The organism is Streptomyces sp. TE5632, from assembly GCF_054061295.1.
The window spans coordinates 976838-993630 of record NZ_JBSSEA010000003.1 but is presented as its reverse complement, the minus strand read 5'-3'; the positions used below and the strand labels follow the sequence as shown (position 1 = coordinate 993630).

At 72.9% G+C, this 16793-nt stretch carries 15 protein-coding genes, 1 pseudogene and 1 riboswitch; of the genes and pseudogenes, 5 read left to right on the top strand and 11 right to left on the bottom strand.

The genetic code is table 11. The features are described from left to right. Positions 1-75: 75 nt before the first annotated feature. From ACVW19_RS09675 to ACVW19_RS09645, 7 genes are all read right to left on the bottom strand, one after another. On the bottom strand, positions 76-936 hold the full coding sequence (locus ACVW19_RS09675; protein ID WP_457458410.1) for an ECF transporter S component: 861 nt from the start codon (positions 934-936) through the stop codon (positions 76-78). Further along, positions 933-2609: an ABC transporter ATP-binding protein gene (locus ACVW19_RS09670; RefSeq protein WP_457458408.1), complete on the bottom strand. Its 1677-nt coding sequence runs from the start codon at positions 2607-2609 to the stop codon at positions 933-935. The genes ACVW19_RS09675 and ACVW19_RS09670 overlap by 4 nt, the downstream gene beginning before the upstream one ends. Continuing rightward, a complete protein-coding gene (locus tag ACVW19_RS09665; RefSeq protein WP_457464514.1) occupies positions 2606-3718 on the bottom strand; it encodes an energy-coupling factor transporter transmembrane component T in 1113 nt (370 codons plus the stop codon). Before ACVW19_RS09665 ends, ACVW19_RS09670 begins: the two co-directional genes overlap by 4 nt. 40 nt (positions 3719-3758) lie before the next feature. Further along, entirely contained in the window at positions 3759-4421 is a 663-nt protein-coding gene (locus tag ACVW19_RS09660) for an SCO2322 family protein (RefSeq protein WP_457458406.1), read from the bottom strand. Then, entirely contained in the window at positions 4418-5710 is a 1293-nt protein-coding gene (locus ACVW19_RS09655; protein ID WP_457458404.1) for a prenyltransferase/squalene oxidase repeat-containing protein, read from the bottom strand. Before ACVW19_RS09655 ends, ACVW19_RS09660 begins: the two co-directional genes overlap by 4 nt. 112 nt (positions 5711-5822) lie before the next feature. Beyond that, a riboswitch (cobalamin riboswitch) is annotated at positions 5823-5962 on the bottom strand. 113 nt (positions 5963-6075) lie between these two features. Further along, on the bottom strand, positions 6076-7467 hold the full coding sequence (locus tag ACVW19_RS09650) for an endo-1,4-beta-xylanase (RefSeq protein WP_457458402.1): 1392 nt from the start codon (positions 7465-7467) through the stop codon (positions 6076-6078). A gap of 272 nt (positions 7468-7739) precedes the next feature. Beyond that, complete coding sequence (locus ACVW19_RS09645) at positions 7740-8360, bottom strand: TetR family transcriptional regulator (protein ID WP_457464513.1); 621 nt, start codon at positions 8358-8360, stop codon at positions 7740-7742. Positions 8361-8666: 306 nt separating this feature from the next. Between ACVW19_RS09645 and ACVW19_RS09640 the strand changes: the two genes are divergently transcribed. Genes ACVW19_RS09640 through ACVW19_RS09630 form a run of 3 tightly spaced genes read left to right on the top strand, consistent with a single transcriptional unit; the run spans position 8667 to position 11934 of the window. Continuing rightward, entirely contained in the window at positions 8667-10091 is a 1425-nt protein-coding gene (locus ACVW19_RS09640; RefSeq protein ID WP_457458400.1) for a glycosyltransferase family 4 protein, read from the top strand. Continuing rightward, positions 10085-10861, top strand: a complete 777-nt coding sequence (locus tag ACVW19_RS09635; RefSeq protein ID WP_457458398.1) for a class I SAM-dependent methyltransferase — start codon at positions 10085-10087, stop codon at positions 10859-10861. The genes ACVW19_RS09640 and ACVW19_RS09635 overlap by 7 nt, the downstream gene beginning before the upstream one ends. Continuing rightward, positions 10858-11934 (top strand): prenyltransferase, encoded by a 1077-nt coding sequence (locus ACVW19_RS09630; protein ID WP_457458396.1) that lies wholly within the window; start codon positions 10858-10860, stop codon positions 11932-11934. The genes ACVW19_RS09635 and ACVW19_RS09630 overlap by 4 nt, the downstream gene beginning before the upstream one ends. A 37-nt stretch (positions 11935-11971) precedes the next feature. On the opposite strand, the gene ACVW19_RS09625 is transcribed toward ACVW19_RS09630, so the two are convergent. The 4 genes from ACVW19_RS09625 to ACVW19_RS09610 form a co-directional block, all read right to left on the bottom strand. Continuing rightward, on the bottom strand, positions 11972-12265 hold the full coding sequence (locus tag ACVW19_RS09625) for a hypothetical protein (protein ID WP_457458395.1): 294 nt from the start codon (positions 12263-12265) through the stop codon (positions 11972-11974). A 133-nt stretch (positions 12266-12398) separates the two neighbouring features. Further along, positions 12399-13220 carry a hypothetical protein gene (locus ACVW19_RS09620; protein ID WP_457458394.1) on the bottom strand — a complete coding sequence of 274 codons (822 nt, stop codon included), beginning with the start codon at positions 13218-13220 and terminating at the stop codon, positions 12399-12401. Positions 13221-13377: 157 nt separating this feature from the next. Beyond that, the gene (locus ACVW19_RS09615) at positions 13378-14382 is read right to left on the bottom strand and encodes an N-acetylmuramoyl-L-alanine amidase (RefSeq protein WP_457458392.1); all 1005 of its coding nucleotides are present in this window, start codon (positions 14380-14382) and stop codon (positions 13378-13380) included. Positions 14383-14441: 59 nt separating this feature from the next. Further along, entirely contained in the window at positions 14442-15104 is a 663-nt protein-coding gene (locus ACVW19_RS09610; protein ID WP_457458390.1) for a class I SAM-dependent methyltransferase, read from the bottom strand. A 56-nt stretch (positions 15105-15160) separates the two neighbouring features. On the opposite strand from ACVW19_RS09610, the pseudogene ACVW19_RS09605 reads away from it, so the two are divergent. Both ACVW19_RS09605 and ACVW19_RS09600 read left to right on the top strand, forming a co-directional pair. Further along, positions 15161-15628, top strand: a pseudogene (locus ACVW19_RS09605) (MFS transporter); the annotation flags it as partial. Continuing rightward, positions 15549-16736, top strand: a complete 1188-nt coding sequence (locus ACVW19_RS09600; RefSeq protein ID WP_457458388.1) for an MFS transporter — start codon at positions 15549-15551, stop codon at positions 16734-16736. The pseudogene ACVW19_RS09605 and the gene ACVW19_RS09600, both read left to right, overlap by 80 nt. Positions 16737-16793 lie beyond the last annotated feature (57 nt).

Genomic DNA, 16793 nt, shown 5'->3' with positions numbered 1-16793 from the left:
TATGTGATCGGGGCCATGTGGGGTGGTTCACCGTGACCGGCCGTCGCCGTCACCATGGGCGTACGGGGCGATTACTCAGGGGTGCCCCGTGAAGGTGACCGGCGTCTCGAAAGCCGCTCGGCGGGTGGCGCGGCGCAGGGCGCGGAGGACCGGGGCGCCCAGGGTCAGGGCCAGGACGACGGTGAGCAGGGCCCGGCCCAGGTCCCAGCCGAGGGACGTGGCCAGGCAGTACGCCACGAAGCGGGCCAGGTTGGCGGGGACCGACGCGTCCGGGTCGAAGGAGATGTCCGAGGCGAGGGCGGCCATGAAGGGCCAGCCCGCCATGTTCATCACCGTGCCGTAGGCGAAGGCCGCCAGAAAGCCGTAGGCGCCGAGCATCCACAGCTCGGTGCGACCCCGGAGGCGGTCCGGGCCCGGGAGCAGGCCCGCGCCCATCGTGAACCAGCCCATCGCCAGCATCTGGAACGGGAGCCACGGGCCGACCCCGCCCGTGAGCAGCGCGGACGCGAACATCGTCACCGAGCCGAGCACGAAGCCGAAGCCGGGACCGAGGACCCGGCCGCTCAGCACCATCAGGAAGAACATGGGTTCCAGGCCGGCCGTCCCCGCGCCGAGGGGGCGCAGGGCCGCGCCCGTCGCCGCCAGGACGCCCAGCATCGCGACCGCCTTCGGGCCGAGGCCCGACTCCGAGATCGTCGCCGTCACCACCGCGACCAGCAGCACGAGCAGCCCCGCGAAGAGCCACGGTGCGTCCTGTGCGTGGGCGTTGAGGGTGGAGGCGGGCGGGGCCAGGAAGGGCCAGCCGAAGGCGGCCACGCCCACCGCGCTCACCAGGGCCAGCGCCAGCAGCGAGCGCGGGCCCAGACGGACGGCCCGCGCCTGGCGCTGCGCACCGGTGGCAGTGGGGGCGGCGGCTGGGGTGCGTGCGGGGGTCATGACAGGGCCGCCCGCACCTGGGAGACCGTGAGCCACTGCTGCGGGGCCAGGATCTTCGCCACCTGGGGGGCGAAGGACGGTGAGGCGACGACCACTTCGGCCGCCGGCCCGTCGGCGATGACCTCGCCCTCGGCGAGCAGGACCACCCGGTGGGCGAGTTCCGCCGCCAGTTCCACGTCGTGCGTGGCCAGGACGATGGCGTGGCCCTCGGCGGCCAGCCCCCGCAGCACGGCGACCAGGCGGGCCTTCGCCGCGTAGTCCAGGCCGCGGGTCGGCTCGTCGAGGAGGAGCAGGGGCGGGCGGGCGGTGAGGACGACGGCCAGGGCGAGGGTCAGGCGCTGGCCCTCGGACAGGTCACGGGGGTGCGTGTCGTCCGTGATCCCGGGGAGCAGCTCCGACAACAGGGCGCGGCAGGTGCCCGGTTCCGCCTCCGCGTCCCGGTCCGCGGCGGCGCACTCCGCGCCCACCGTGTCCGCGTACAGCAGGTCGCGCGGCTCCTGCGGGACGAGTCCCACCCGGCGGACCAGGTCGCGGGGACGGGTGCGGTGGGGCACGGCGTCACCGGTGCGGACCGAACCGGCGGACGGTTCGACCAGACCGACCAGGGCGCCGAGCAGCGTCGACTTCCCGGCGCCGTTGCGGCCCATCAGGGCGACCGTCTCGCCGGGGGCGACCGTCAGGTCGATGCGGCGCAGGGCCTGGACGCGGTCACGGCGGACGGCGAGGGCGCGGACCTCGGCCACGTGGGCGGGAGTTGAGGCGTCCGCCTTCGTGCGCTTGAACAGGCGCCGACCGGAGGGCACGGGCATCGCGTCCCCGGCGGTCTTCCGAGCGGGCCCTTGCGGCGGGGTCGTCGCGTCGGCCAGCCGCTCCCGCAGCCCGGCCGCCCGACGGCGCGCGTCCCGCACGGTCAGCGGCAGCGGGGACCACCCCGCGAGCCGGCCCAGCGCCACCACCGGCGGGAACACCGGGGAGGCGGCCATCACCTCCGCCGGCGTGCCGAGCAGCGGGGGCTCGCCCGGCCCCGGCATCAGCGCCACCTGGTCGGCGTACTGGATGACGCGTTCCAGCCGGTGCTCGGCCATGAGGACCGTGGTGCCGAGGTCGTGGACCAGGCGCTGGAGGACCGCGAGGACCTCCTCGGCCGCCGCGGGGTCCAGCGCGGACGTCGGTTCGTCCAGGACCAGCACCCGCGGGTGCGGGGTGAGCACCGAGCCGATGGCGACCCGCTGCTGCTGGCCGCCGGAGAGCGTCGAGATGGGACGGTCACGCAGGTCGGCCAGGCCCAGCAGGTCCAGGGTCTCCTCCACGCGGCGCCGCATCACCTCCGGAGGCAGACCCAACGACTCCATGCCGTAGGCGAGTTCGTCCTCGACGACGTCCGTCACGAAATGGGACAGCGGGTCCTGGCCCACCGTGCCCACGACATCGGCGAGTTCGCGCGGCTTGTGGGTGCGGGTGTCGCGGCCGGCCACCGTGACCCTGCCGTGCAGAGTGCCGCCGGTGAAGTGCGGGACGAGGCCGCTGACCGCGCCCAGCACGGTGGACTTGCCGACCCCCGACGGGCCGGCGAGCAGGACGAGTTCACCCTCCGGCACCTCGAAGTCGACGCCCCGTACGGAGGGTTCGGGCATGCCGTCGTACGTCACGGAGACGTTCTCGAAGCGGATCACGACGGCTCCTTGCCGGTGTCCTCGGGGGCGGGGGTGATGAAGGCGGGGAGCAGGCCGATCAGTACGGCCGCCGCCGGCCACAGGGGGAGCGTGGGCGCGACCAGCGGCACCACGCCGGGGTGCAGGGCCGCCGGATCGCGCGCGGCGGCGAGCGCCAGCAGCGCCGCGACCGCCGCGCCGGAGCCGGCGACCAGCCAGGCGCGGGCGTCCCAGTGGTCCGGGCGGTAACGGGTGCGCAGGGAACGCCGGCCGCCCAGCCACAGGCCCGCGAGCGCGGCGGTGAGACCGGCCAGGAGCACGGGCAGGCCGTGGACGGCGCCCGCGGCGGTGAGCAGACCGTACGTTCCGGCGCAGACGCCGAGCAGCCCGCCGAGGGTGAGGGCGGCGGTGGTACGGCGGATCCCGTCCGGGACCTGCGCGGTACGGCCGTAACCGCGGGCGTCCATCGCGGCGGCGAGCGCGACCGAACGCTCCAACGCACCCTCCAGGACCGGCAGTCCGACCTGCAGCAGACCCCGGACACCCCGGTCGGGACGGCCCCGCAGCCGACGGGCGGCGCGCAGTCGCTGGACGTCCGCGATCAGGTTCGGCGCGAACGTCAGTGCCACGACGACGGCCACCCCCATCTCGTACAGGGCGCCGGGCAGGGCCTTCAGCAGACGGGAGGGGTTGGCGAGGGCGTTCGCGGCACCGACGCAGATGAGCAGCGTGGCCAGTTTCAGGCCGTCGTACAGGGCGAACGTGAGGGCCTCGGCCGTGACCTCGCCACCCAGACGGATGCCCTGCGCCCACTCGGGGAGCGGGACTTCGGGCAGATCGACGAGCACATGCGTACCGGGGACGGGGGAGCCGAGGACGATCGCGAAGAGCAGGCGGATGGCGAGCACGGCGAGCGCCAGCTTGACGAACGCGCCGTAGGAGCGGGCCCAGGGCGCGTTCGGACGGCGGGTGGCCACGACGTACGCGGAGACGGTGACGAGGAGGGCGAGCAGCAGGGGGTTGGTGGTACGGGTGGCGGCGACACCGAGGGCCAGGGCCCACAGCCACCAGGCGCCGGGGTGCAGGGCGTTGCCCTGCCGGCGGCGCGAGGCGGGGGCACCCGACGGCACCGGACGTCCGGTGCCGGTGTGCCCCCGCGGTCGGGCACCGCTAGCCACGACGGCGTACCTGCCGGACCGCCGCCGCACCCAGCAACGCCACCACGGCGATCCCGGCGACCAGACCGAGCGAGGGGCCACCGCCGTCGTCCGAAGACGCCGACGGCGCCGAGGACTTCGCGCCGTCCTCCTTCTCGGGCGCCGGTGCGCTGCCGCCCGACACCTGCTCCCCGCAGCCCTTCTCCGGGTAGCCCGCGATCGCGCACAACAGGGCGTCGGTGTTGTAGCGCAGGGGCTTGGCGACGGAGGCCAGGGCCTCGGCCGTCGTGGCGTCCGCGGGGACCCGGGCACAGGCGGTGCGGCCGTCCGGCGGGGCCTCGCCGGACGGGGCGTCGGCGGCCGTACCGAAGTCGATGACCAGGGCCACCCGCTTCTCGCCGTCCTTCGCCGGGGTCTTCGCGCAGATCGCGGCGAAGTCGGCGGCGCCCCGGGGCCGCGTTGCGTCGGCGGAGTCCTCGCTGACGGCGAACCGGAAGCCCTGGACGTCGCCGTCGGCGGGACGGGCCGTGGACGGACCCTGGGTGGCGTACGTCCACGCGTCGCCGTCCAGGTCCCAGAACGACCAGTACCGGTAGCCGGCGGCCTGCGCCTGGCCCACGCCCGCCAGCAGCGGCAGGAGCGCGGCCAGGAACAGCACGGTGGCCCGGCGTATCACGACTGCTGCTTCCTGCTCCGGCCGCGCAGCAGGAGGACGACGCCGACAGCGGCGACGAGGCAGACACCGACGATCGCGGCGGTCCACCAGAGGCCGGACCCGGAGTCCGACTCGGCCTTCGTCCCGTCCTTCTCGTCCTGCCCGGCCTTGTCGTCGTTCGCCGTCTGCGAGGACTTCTCGGCGGCCGGCCCGGTCGCCGTGAGCTGCTTCACCAGGTCGGTGCCGCCGAAGGCGCGCGGGTCGGTGCCGGTCGCGTGGGCGGCGAAGATCAGCTGGGCGTAGGCGGCGGGGCCGCCCTGGGCGGCCCAGTCGGCGGCGTTCCTCTCCAGCCAGGCCACGGACTTCGCGGCCTGCTCGGTGGCGCCCTGCGCGGCGAGCGCGACCACCGCGTCGGCGGTGTTGCCGTAGTCGGGCTGGTCCTCGGAGCCGGGGAGGGCGGAGACGAGGTGGTCGTCCTCGGCGAGTACACCGGTGAGGTGGGCGGCGCCGTTGGCGGCGGCCTGCTCGGGCGTGTCCGCCTTCTCGCAACCGGCGTCCTTCGACCCGCCCTTGCCGGGCTCGACCACCAGGCCCGCGCCGAGGGCGCCGACCACGCCCGCCGCCGTGGCGTCGGCGTTGGCGACCAGTTCGCCCTTCTTGTCCGGCTGGAAGGCGAACGCGCCCGCGCCGTCGTCCCCGCTCTTGCTGCTCTTGCCGCCCTTGTCGCCCTTGTCGTCGCACGGCAGCGCCAGCTTCAGCAGGGCGTCGTAGGGGGACTTGCCGTCCTTGACCACCTCGGCCGGCTTCTCGCCCGCCGCGGCGAGCGCGCCGATGACGACGGAGGTGGAGTTGGCGTCGCTGTCCCCGCCCGCCATGTAGCCCCAGCCGCCGTCCTTGTTCTGCACGGACTTCAGCCAGTCGACGGCCTTGCCGGTGACGGCCTCGTGCCCGCCGAGGGGGGCGAGGGCCTGGACGGCGGCGGCGGTCTGGTTGGTGTCGACCATGGTCTTGGCGTCGCACGCCGTGCCGGTGTCCGCACGGTACGGGGCGAACGAGCCGTCGGCGCACTGCTGCCCCGCCAGCCAGTCGACGGACGACTTCGGCGGCTCGACGCCCACCGTGTGCTGGGCGAGCAGGGCGAGCGACTGCCGCCACACGCCGTCGTACTGCGGGTCGCCGTCGCCGTACAGGGCGGCGGGCAGGGCCTGCTGGGACGGCGAGGGGGACGGGGACGAGTCGGCGGCGGCCGGTACGGCGGCACCGATCACGGCGACGGCGGCCAGAACCGCTGCGCTGCTACGGATGTTCATGATCGGCGGATGCCTCTCTCCCTGTGGGGAGCCGGGCAGCACGGGACATCCCGGCGGCTCGGCTCCGTATACCTCGACGGTGCCGCGCCCCGGCGGACCGCCGGGCGCGTGAGCCGGTCACGAACCGTTCGGGGCATTCCGGCTCGCCGTCCCGGTGGACGGCTCACGGCTGCGGGTCAGCGCCGGAATTGCACCGGCTTCCCCCCGTACGGGTGATGACGACGCCGTCACTCTACCCGTACGTAAGAAAGTGGTCAGAAGTGGCTTGAACCGAGGTGGCCGAGGTCACGTCGCCACGGACCGGCCCGCCTCGTCGGCGGAGGCGGGCCGGTCCGTGGGGTCCCGTGGGGCGGGCGGGAATTCGGTCAGGAGGCCGTGCAGGGGCCGAGCTGCGGGGGCGTCGAGTTGCCGTTCCTCGTCACCGTGAAGCCGAAGCTGGTCGAGGATCCGGCCGCGACCGTGCCGTTCCAGCTGGACCGCACCGTCATGACGTTGCCGCTGCTGTCCCAGGTCGGTGAGCCGTTCCAGACCGAGGAGACCTTCTGCGGGGGCGTCATGGTGACCTTCACGCTCCAGGCGCTGATCGCCGAACTGCCGGCCGTGACGGTCACCTTGCCGTTGTACCCGCTGCCCCAGTCCTCCGCCGTGGTGTAGGTGGCGGTGCAGGCGGCGCCGGGCGTGCCCGGGTCGCCCGGGCCGCCGGGATCAGCGGAACCGCCGAGCGCGCTCAACGCCGCGTGGTAGGCGGGCTTCTTGTTGTAGTTGTCGTCGAACAGCAGGGGCGTGCCGCCCGACCGCCACGAGTACTTGTCCGGGATGCCCCACACCGTGATGCCGGTGCACCGTGACACCGCGAGGCAGGCCCGTACGACATTGCCGTAGTTGGTGGCCTGTGACGTGCCCGAGCCCTCGATGTCCAGCTCGGTGATCTGCACGTCGACGCCGAGGTCGGCGAAGCGCTGGAGGTTGGCCCGGTAGTCGGAGGGGACCGGGGAGGCGCTGTTGAAGTGGGACTGGAAGCCGACGCAGTCGATGGGCACGCCACGGGACTTGAAGTCCCGGACCATGGTGTAGACGGCGTCGCTCTTCGCGTTGACGCCGTCGGTGTTGTAATCGTTGTAACAGAGCTTGGCGTTCGGGTCGGCCGCGCGGGCGGTGCGGAAGGCCTCCTCGATGAAGCCGTCGCCGAGCCGGTCCTGGAAGGGCGAACTGCGCCGGGCGCCGCTGCCGCCGTCCTGGAACGCCTCGTTGACCACGTCCCAGGAGTGGATCTGGCCCCGGTAGTGCCGCACGACCTCGGTGATGTGGTTGTTCATCGCCGACCGCAGGTCGGAGGCCCCGAGGCCGGAGACCCAGCCGGGCAGCTGCGAGTGCCACACCAGGGTGTGCCCGCGGACCGACATGCCCCGGCCCCGGGCGTGGTCCACGATCCTGTCGGCGTTGCCGAAGTTGAACGAGCCGCGGCCGGGCTCGAGGGCGTCCCACTTCATCTCGTTCTCCGGCGTCACCGAGTTGAACTCGGTGTTGAGCGTGGCCGCGTACTGCGCCTCGCCCAGATGGTTCGCGGCGACCGCGGCGCCGAAGTAGCGGCCCTGCTCGGCCGCCGCCGCGCCCAGGGTGTCGGCGGCGTGGGCGGTGCTCTGGGGGAGGGCCACGAGCGCGGTGACGGTGAGGAGCGCGGTGGTGAGGAGGCCGGCCCTGATGCCGGTGCCTCTTCCCGCGCTCCCTCCGATCCCGATGGTTCCAGTTCTAATCATGAACATGTCATCCCTTCTCCGGTGGGGGTCCCGTGTTCCGTGTGCGGGTCGCGCGGATGCCGGGGATTGCCTGCCGTGCCGTGCCGTACTCCGCCGCATCCGGGTTCGAAAGTTTCGGGCTCGACTCCGAATGGCAGCGCAGACGATACGAATGACCGTAGGGACGGTCAACCGTTCACGCACAACTGGGCCACGGATGGCCGAAGGTTGACCGGCAGTGAAGGAGGGGGCGACGCGCGGCGGCTAACGGAAAGGCGTCGAAAGTTTCGCTTTCACGGTGCTTCACCCTTCGGGGCCGTCCAGTCGATCAGTCGGCACGCCGTCTCGATGTCGATCCTGACCTGGGCGATCGAGGCGCGTCCCGACAGCCAGGTGATCAGGGCCGAGTGCCAGGTGTGCTCGATGACGCGGACCGCCGAGAGCTGGTCCGGGGTGGGGTCCCCGAGGTCCATGGCGTCCAGGATGATCATCGTCGTCCGGCGGGAGACCTGGTCGACCTCCGGGCTCACGCCGCGGTCCGCGAAGGTCAGCGCGCGCACCATCGCGTCGGCCAGTTGCGGCTCGCGCTGGAGCGCGCGGAAGGCCAGCATCAGGGTCCCGGTGACCCGTTCCGCGGCCGTGTCGCCCGCCGGGGGCTTCTTCCGCAGGGTGCGGTGCATGCGCTCCAGCTGGTCCTGCATGGTGGCCACCAGCAGGTGGATCTTGGACGGGAAGTAGCGGTACAGCGTGCCCAGTGCCACCTGCGAGGACTCCGCGACCTCCCGCATCTGCACCGCGTCGAAGCCGCCCCGGCCGGCCAGCCGGGCGCTCGCGTCCAGGATGCGGCGCCTGCGCGCCTCCTGCCGCTCGGTCAGGGGTGAGGCGGGGGAGGCTCCGGTGGTGCCCGTTTCCATGAGCACCGCCTTGTCCGCCTCGCCGGCCCTGCCGGTCTTGTTCGGCTTGGGCGGCATCGCCGCCTTGGCCGCCTTCTTGGTGTTGGCTTCCGCGGGCATGGGCCCCGCTCCGTTACCGTCGGTGAGGGTTGGTGATCGGACAGCATGGCACGCGTCCCGCCGTGGCGTGAATCACCTGATCCACTGCTCCCGGCGTCCCTACCTGCCGGTAGATTCGGAGCCTCGGAACGATCAACTCTGAAACTTGTTCCAGGTTAACGTCCCGACGTAGAGTCGCGGGACCGTGCAGGGAGAAGGGGGCCCAGGGTGACCGCTGAGGCCAGTCAGGCCGGGCCCTCGCGGGGTCCCTCCGCCGCCGATGGCTTGCGACCGCTCCGCATCGCACTCCTCACCTACAAGGGAAACCCGTTCTGCGGCGGACAGGGCGTCTACGTGCGCCACCTCTCCCGCGAACTCGCCCGCCTCGGGCACCAGGTCGAGGTCATCGGCGCCCAGCCCTACCCCGTCCTCGACGAGGGCTACGACGGGCTGAGCCTCACCGAGCTGCCCAGCCTCGACCTCTACCGCCAGCCCGACCCCTTCCGCACCCCGGGCCGCGACGAGTACCGCGACTGGATCGACGCGCTCGAGGTCGGCACGATGTGGACCGGCGGCTTTCCCGAACCGCTGACCTTCTCCCTGCGGGCCCGCCGTCATCTGCGGGCCCGGCGCGGCGACTTCGACGTCGTGCACGACAACCAGACGCTCGGCTACGGCCTGCTCGGCGACCTCGGCGCGCCCCTGGTGACCACGATCCACCACCCCATCACCGTCGACCGGCAGTTGGAGCTGGACGCCGCCGGGAGCAGGCGGCGGCGCGCCTCGGTGCGCCGCTGGTACGCCTTCACCAGGATGCAGAAGCGGGTGGCCCGCCGGCTGCCCTCCGTGCTCACCGTCTCCGGCACCTCCCGCGAGGAGATCGTCGACCACCTGGGCGTACGGCAGGACCGGATCCACGTCGTCCACATCGGCGCCGACACCGACCTGTTCTCGCCGGACGCGTCGGTACCCGTCGTACCGGGCCGGATCGTGACCACGTCCAGTGCGGACGTGCCGCTCAAGGGCCTGGTCTTCCTCGTCGAGGCGCTGGCGAAGGTCCGCGTCGAGCAGCCCGAGGCCCACCTCGTCGTGGTCGGCAAGCGCCCCACCAAGGGGCCCGTCGCGCACGCCATGGAGCACTACGGGCTCGAGGGCGCCGTCGAGTTCGTCAAGGGCATCTCGGACGCGGAACTGGTCGACCTCGTGCGCTCCGCCCAGGTCGCCTGTGTGCCGTCGCTGTACGAGGGCTTCTCGCTCCCGGCCGCCGAGGCCATGGCCACGGGCACGCCGCTGCTCGCCACGACCGGCGGCGCGATCCCGGAGGTGGCCGGCCGCGACGGCGAGACCTGCCTGGCCGTCCCGCCCGGCGACGCGGGCGCGCTGGCCGCCGGGCTGAACCGACTGCTCGGCGACCCCGAGCTGCGCGCGCGGCTCGGCGCGGCCGGCCGGGAGCGGGTGCTGCGGCACTTCACCTGGGCCCGCGCGGCCGAGGGCACGGTGGCCCGCTACCGCGAGGCGATGGCCCGCGCAGAGGCGGCAGAGACTGCAGAGGCCGCAGGTGCCGATCCCGTCGTCGCCGGTCCCGCGGCGGCCCCGGCACTCGTCGCAGAAGAACCCGTCACCTCCCACCGCGAAAGCAGGGCCACGTGCTGACCGTCGACTTCTCCCGGTTCCCGCTCGCCCCGGGCGACCGTGTCCTGGACCTCGGTTGCGGAGCCGGTCGGCACGCGTTCGAGTGCTACCGGCGCGGGGCGCGGGTCGTGGCGCTGGACCAGAACGGCGAGGAGATCCGCGAGGTCGCCAAGTGGTTCGCGGCGATGAAGGAGGCCGGGGAGGCGCCCGCCGGGGCCACCGCCACGGCGATGGAGGGCGACGCCCTCGCGCTGCCCTTCCCCGACGAGTCCTTCGACGTCGTGATCATCTCCGAGGTGATGGAGCACATCCCCGACGACAAGGGTGTCCTCGCCGAGATGGTCCGCGTGCTCAAGCCCGGCGGCCGCATCGCGGTCACCGTCCCGCGCTACGGGCCCGAGAAGGTGTGCTGGACCCTGTCCGACGCCTACCACGAGGTCGAGGGCGGCCACATCCGCATCTACAAGGCCGACGAGCTGCTGGCCAGGATGCGCGAGGCCGGTCTGCGCCCCTACGGCACCCACCACGCGCACGCGCTGCACTCGCCGTACTGGTGGCTGAAGTGCGCCTTCGGCGTGGACAACGACAAGGCGCTGCCGGTGCGGGCGTACCACAAACTGCTGGTCTGGGACATCATGAAGAAGCCGCTGGCCACCCGGGTCGCCGAGCGGGCGCTGAACCCCGTGATCGGCAAGAGCTTCGTGGCCTACGCGACCAAACCGCATCTGCCGCGCACCGACGCCGATGCCGACACCGGGGCAGGCGCCGAGGCCGGGGCGGGTGCCAAGTGACCACCTCCCGGACAGAACACCTCGTCCTGCCCGGGGTCCTCACCGCCGAGCAGGCCGCCGCGACCGTCGCGGGCATCCTCGCCGTGCAGCGTGAGGACGGGGCGATCCCGTGGTTCCGCGGACACCACCTCGACCCGTGGGACCACGTCGAGGCCGCGATGGCGCTGGACGCCGCCGGCGCCCGCGAGGCCGCCGAGCGGGCCTACCTGTGGCTGGCCAGGCACCAGTTGGCGGACGGCTCCTGGTACGCGGCGTACGCCGACGGCGACCCGCACGACGTCACCGACCGGGGCCGGGAGACCAACTTCGTCGCCTACGTCGCCGTCGGCGTCTGGCACCACTACCTCTCCACCGGCGACGACACCTTCCTGGACCGCATGTGGCCCACCGTGTACGCGGCGGTGGAGTACGTACTGAAACTGCAGCAGCCCGGCGGGCAGATCGGCTGGCGGCGCGACGACGACGGCACGGCCACCACCGACGCGCTGCTCACCGGCTGCTCCTCCGTCCACCACGCGCTGCGCTGCGCGCTGGCCATCGCCGAGCAGCGGGAAGAGCCGCAGCCGGACTGGGAGTTGGCGGCGGGCGCGCTCCGGCACGCGATCCGGCACCACCCGGAGCGGTTCCTCGACAAGGACCGCTACTCGATGGACTGGTACTACCCCGTACTGGGCGGCGCCCTCACCGACACGGAGGCCAAGGCCCGGATCACGGAGGGCTGGGACCGTTTCGTCGTCCCCGGGCTCGGGGTGCGCTGTGTGATCCCCAACCCGTGGGTGACCGGCGGGGAGTCGGCCGAACTCGCCCTGGCCCTGTGGGCGGTGGGCGAGTCCGACTGGGCGCTGGAGATCCTCCAGTCCATCCAGCACCTGCGCGATCCGGAGAGCGGCCTGTACTGGACGGGGTACGTCTTCGACGACGAGGCGATCTGGCCGGTCGAGTTGACCACCTGGACGGCAGGCTCGCTGCTGCTGGCCGTCGCCGCGCTCGGCGGCCACGAGGCCACCTGCGCGGTCTTCGGCGGCGACCGCCTGCCCCGAGGCCTCGACCCGGACTGCTGCGCCCTGGACTGAGAGGTTCAGGCGCCGGGAAGGCACCGGGGAGGTCCGGTCAGCGCCGGTGGAGGCGGTTGGCGATGGCGTGGCCGACGAACAGGTAGACGACGGCGGCCAGTCCGTATCCGGCGACCACCCGCGCCCACTCCGCGTCGAACGTGAACAGGTCACGCGACCAGCCGGCCAGCCAGGAGGCCGCGTCATGGACGAACTGGACCAGGTCATTGGCCCGGTTGGCGTCCAACAGGTACATCAGAATCCACAGTCCGAGAATGACGGCCATGATGTCCGCGATCACCGCGACGACCGTCCCCGCGGAGGTGGAACCCGTGCGATTTCGAGGGGACATGATGTCCGTCTGGCCCCGGAATCCCGATGCAAACCCGAACGACGGTCAACACCGTGAATTCCGCGGGAATTCAGCTGCACGACAACGGCCCCCCGCCCGGAAGGGCGAGGGGCCGTACGGTACGGGGCGGAGGTCAGCCGCGCTGGATGCCCGAGGTGTCCTGGAGCACACCGCGGCGGCCGTCCTGCGTCTGGGCGACGAGGGCCGGGCCGCGCTGCTCGACGGCCAGGTACCAGGTACCGGGGGCCAGTTCGGCGATCGGCGTCTGCGAACCGTCCTCCGGGAACAGCGGCCGGGACACCGGAACGGCGAACCAGAACGGCGAGAAGTCGGCGGCGGGCGGCGCGGCCGGCTGACCGGGCTGCTGACCGCCGAACGACTGACCGGGCTGACCGGGCTGGCCCGGCTGCGGCTGACCGCCGAAACCGGCCTGCTGCGCACCCGGGTAGCCGTAACCGGCGGGCGGCTGGGCTCCGTAGGGCTGCGGGGCGGCGGGACGGGCCGCCGGGACGAGGGCGCCCTTGAGGGCGGGGACCAGGGGGGTGGCCACGGCGGCGGCGGCCAGGAGCAGGGCGGCGATCAGGCCGAGGATCAGGCCTGCGCCGGTGTCGGGCTCCTTGCCGCCGAGACCGGAGAGGAGATCGTCGAACGCCCCCATCGGGTCGATGATCGTCCAGAAGGATGTCCACGCGGCGAAGATCGTCAGAGCCACACCGAGCTGACCCAGGTCAAGACCGGCGACCTTTGGCGGCTGGGGCAGCGCGCGGGCCATGACGATGAGAGCCGCACCGGCGATGCCGGCGATGTACAGGCTCATCACCAGGCCCAGGTTGTCCCAGGCGTTGGGGATGTTGTCCTCGTCGCCGCCGAACGTGTCGAGGAACGACGCGATGAACAGCAATACCGCTGCTCCGATCACCACGCCGTCGCCTCGAGTGAGGGAGCGGATATTCACTTCAGGTCCTTCTGGGTCGTCTCGTCGTCGGTAGAGGCGTCGCTGTCACCACCTCGCCCTCGGGGCCCGGTGTGAAGCGCGGGGGTGACCCCTCGTCGTAGGAACGACACTATCGTCCGCACGATCGGGCTGTCCGCCTGGATCAGCGCGCTGATCCCTACCCGCGCAGGAAACTCACGATTCCCTCGGAGATTCCTTGCGCCGCTTTCTGCCGCCAGGCACCGCTGGTCAGAAGTGCCGCGTCCTTGCTATCGCGCATGTTGCCGCACTCGACGAACACCTTGGGAACCGTTGACAGATTGAGACCGCCCAAGTCCTTACGCGTGACGAGTCCGGTGCCGTCGCCCACGTAATTGGAGGGCGCGTTGCCGGTGACGCGTACGAAGTTGCCCGCGATGCGCTCACCGAGTTCGCGGGAGGGGCCGACGATGGCCCGGGTGTCCGCCGCGCCGGAGCGCACGGAGCCGGGGAGGATCACGTGGAAGCCGCGGTTCCCGGCGCCCGAACCGTCCGCGTGGATCGACACGACGGCATCCGCCTTCGCCTTGTTGCCGATCTCGGCCCGCTCGTCGATGCACGGCCCGAACGGCCGGTCGGCGTCCTGGGTCAGCTTCACCGTGGCGCCCTGCTCCTCGAGGAGTCCACGCATCCGGTGGGCGACGTCCAGGGTGAACTTCGCCTCGGTGTAACCGTCGTCGGTGGACGTGCCGGTGGTGTCGCACTCCTTGGAGTTCGTCCCGATGTCCACCTGGCGGTTGATCTCGGCGGTGTGCCGGAAGTTGCCCGGATTGTGCCCGGGGTCGATGACGACGACCTTCCCCTTGAGCGGCCCGGACCCGGCGGGCGGCGCGGAGGCGGAACCGGACGGGGAGCCGGAAGTGGCGGAGTCGCTCGGCTTCCCGCCGTCCGGGGCGCCGGACTCGTCCGACGGTGAGGCGCCGGCGGAGGACGGCGCACGCGACGAAGCCGACGCCGAGGACCCCGCGGCCCCCGCGGCAGCGCTCCCGCCGACCTTGTCGTCCCCCGACCCGCCCATGGCCGCGTAGACGGCCCACCCGAGCAGCGCCCCCGGAACGAGCGCGGCCAGCGCCGCGGTCAGGAGCCCGCGCCGGGAGCGGCGGGACGGAGGAGGCGGATCGAAGTCGGGGCCTGTGTACGACACCTGGCCACCCTAGCGGCCGCCGCGCATCGCCATCGTCCCCCTGGGACGGCCTCCGAGCCTCAGATTCCGTCCCCGGTACGGCGCAGGACGCGCAGTGAGCCCGTGGCCGAGACCTCCGTGAAGGCGCCGGAGGCCAGGGCGCGGAGGTGGACGCGGTAGGGGGCCTGGCCGGTGAACTCGTCGGCCGGGTCGGGGAAGACGTCGTGGATGACGAGCAGGCCGCCCTCGGCGACGTGCGGGGCCCAGCCCTCGTAGTCGGCCGTGGCGTGCTCGTCGGTGTGGCCGCCGTCGACGAAGACCAGGGCGAGGGGGGAGTTCCACAGGGCCGCGATCACCGGGGAGCGGCCGACCAGGGCGACCACGTGGTCCTCCAGGCCCGCCCGGTGGAGCGTGCGGCGGAAGGTCGGCAGGGTGTCCATCACGCCCAGCTCGGGGTCGACCGTCTCCGGGTCGTGGTAGTCCCAGCCCGGCTGCTGCTCCTCGCTGCCGCGGTGGTGGTCCACGGTGAGCGCGGTGACACCGGCCGCGCGGGCCGCGTCGGCCAACAGGATCGTGGAGCGGCCGCAGTAGGTGCCGACCTCCAGCAGGGGCAGGCCCAGCCGTCCCGCCTCGGCCGCCGCCGCGTACAGGGCCAGGCCCTCGTCCGCGGGCATGAAGCCCTTCGCCGCCTCGAACGCGGCCAGGATCTCGGGCTCGGGTGCCGGGGGGTTCGGCGTCGGCATCGGTTCCGGCGTCCTCTCGGTCGTACGCGTCCGGTCGTACGCGTCTCGGGGTGCCCATGGTGCCGTACCTGTCGGGAGCGGCGGACGGGGGGCTCGTGGCGCCGCTGCGGGCGGCACCGGGGCGTCCTAGGTCGGAAGGACCAGGGCCCGTCCCGGCGAATTCCCGATGCAAGGGGTGCTCGCCGGTTGAGACCATGACGTCCATGCTCGAAGTTCCGGACACCACCGTCACCCGCACACCCCGTCCCAGCGCGCCTCCTCCGTGGCTGGCGGTGGCGCTCGCGTGTGCCGGGCAGTTCCTCGTCGTGCTCGACATCTCCGTGGTCAACGTCGCGCTGCCGTCGATGCGGACCGGCCTCGGGCTCAGCGGGCAGGGCCTGCAGTGGGTGGTGAACGCGTACGCCATCGCCTTCGCCGGTTTCATGCTGCTCGGCGGACGCGCCGGTGACCTCTACGGACGCAAGCGGATGTTCCTCGTCGGCCTCGGCCTGTTCACACTGGCCTCGCTGGCCGGCGGGCTGGGCCCAGGACGGCTGGCAGCTGCTGCTGGCGCGGGCGGTGCAGGGGCTCGGGGCGGCCGTCCTGGCGCCCTCCACCCTGACCATCGTCACCTCGGCGGTCCCCGAGGGCGCCGCCCGCGCCCGCGCCATCGCGACCTGGACCGCCGTCGGGGCGGGCGGCGGCGCGGCCGGCGGCTTCGTCGGCGGGCTGCTCACGGACACGCTGTCGTGGCGGTGGGTCCTGCTGATCAACGTGCCGATCGGGGTGGTGGTGCTGGCCGGGGCCGCCTGGTGGCTGGCGGAGGGCCGGGCCGGGGACGGACGGCGGCTCGACCTGCCCGGCGCGCTGCTCGTGACGGCCGGCCTCGCCACCCTCGCCTACGGCATCTCCCAGACCGAGGCCGAGGGCTGGACGGCGACGCCCACCCTGGTGCCGCTGCTCGCCGGGCTCGCCCTCATCGTGCTGTTCCTCCTCGTCGAGGCACGGGCCAAGGCCCCGCTGATGCCGCTGGGGCTGTTCCGGGTGCGGTCGGTGTCGTCGGCGAACGTGGCGATGTTCCTGAGCGGCGCCGCGATGTTCTCCATGTGGTTCTTCATGACCCTCTACGCGCAGAACGTCCTCGGCTACACCCCGCTGGAAGCCGGGTTCGCCCTGGTGCCGAGTTCGCTCGCCGTGGTCGTCGGCTCCAAGGTCGCGCCCCGGCTGATGCGGGCGGCCGGGGCGCGCACCGTGGCCGTGCTCGGCACCTTCGTCGCGATGACCGGCTTCGCCTGGCAGTCGACCATGACGGCGGACGGGGCGTATCTGACGTCGATCATGTTCCCCGGCATCCTGATGATGCTGGGCGGGGGCCTCGCCGGGACCCCGCTCGCCGCGCTCGCGACCTCCGGCGCGGCCCCCGAGGAGGCCGGCCTGGTCTCCGGACTGATCAACACCTCGCGCACGATGGGCGGCTCGCTCGGTCTGGCGGTCCTGTCGACGATCGCGGCGACCCGTACGGGAGGCAGCACCACCCCGGAGGCCCTGACCGAGGGATACGCGCTGGCGTTCCGCACGGGGGCGGTGGTGCTGGCCGCCGGGATGGTGCTGATGTGGCTCTGGCTGCCCCGGAGAGCCACGGCGGCGCACTGAGAGCGCCCTGAGGGAGCAGCGGGGAGCAGCGGGGGAAACCAGGTGGAGAAAGTGGGC